This window comes from Lactiplantibacillus sp. 7.2.4 (assembly GCF_018991185.1).
In the GTDB taxonomy this organism is placed as follows: domain Bacteria; phylum Bacillota; class Bacilli; order Lactobacillales; family Lactobacillaceae; genus Lactiplantibacillus; species Lactiplantibacillus pentosus.
This window is the reverse complement of the sequence record NZ_JAGYGS010000145.1, coordinates 1-1,031: the sequence shown is the minus strand read 5'-3', so window position 1 is coordinate 1,031 and position 1,031 is coordinate 1. Positions and strand designations below refer to the sequence as shown.

Sequence of the window (1,031 nt, the reverse complement as noted above, 5' to 3'; positions counted from 1 at the left end):
GTTTTAGGTTTGTATCTCGTACAGTGGTGCCTCTTATATACCTCTTTTATAAACCTCTTTTAAACCTCTTTTAGACCCCTCTTGATCCTTACTCTCCCAGGGAATACAGAAGTTTATAGATAGAGTTTTGTCTGTTTATAGATAGAGTTTTGTCTGTTTATAGATAGAGTTTTGTCTGTTTATAGATAGAGTTTTGTCTGTTTATAGATAGAGTTTTGTAGTATTATATATTCATAAAACCATATTCATTAAAAGAGGTGCTTCATTTGAGTAATGAAATTGTTAAATATGATCCTGAATTAAATACAATCCCACTTCGAAAATTCACTCCTGTTGAAATGAATTTATTCTTCTCAATAGTTTCTAGAATGCGTGACAAGGGTGACGAAACTGTAAGGTTTTCATTTGATCAATTAAAAGAATTAAGTGCATATAAACCTACAGCAAATAACCGATTTATTGACGATATTGAAAGTACTTATCAAAAAATTTTAGGCTTACGCTTTGGAAGGCGTAGTAAAGATGGGCTGCATCGTGAATTTTTTGTTATGTTTACCGAATTTGAGATAAACGGCCATGCTGATGATCCTTATGTTGATATTAAAATTTACCCCAAAGCTATAAAATTATTAAATGAGCTGGAAAGTTGGGTTCGTTATGCTTTATCAGAATTCAGAGATTTAAAAAGTAGCTACGCAAAAACCATGTTTCGGTTACTAAAACAATTTAGAACTACTGGGTACGCTTACTTTTCAGTTGCAGACTTTAACGAGCTATTAGATGTCCCTAAAAGCTATAAAAGTAGCAATATAAATCAATCCGTTTTAAAACCCATCAAAGAGGAACTTACGCCTCTTTTTAGAGGCCTAACGGTTAGAAAAAAATATGGTAAAGGCCGCGGAAAACCAGTGATTGGGTATTCTTTTACTTGGAAGTCTGAAAAGAAAAACGCTAATGACTTCTCACAAGGTCAATTTCAAGATGAACGTCAAAAACTCTTTAACATTCAGCATAATGGCGAATTAACAGAA

1 protein-coding gene is annotated in these 1,031 nt (G+C 32.9%); it reads left to right on the top strand.

Annotated features, from left to right (window positions below; genetic code table 11):
- Nucleotides 1-266: 266 nt before the first annotated feature.
- On the top strand, nucleotides 267-1,031 hold a 765-nt coding region (locus tag KGF70_RS16920; protein WP_216786527.1), incomplete at its 3' end, for a replication initiation protein.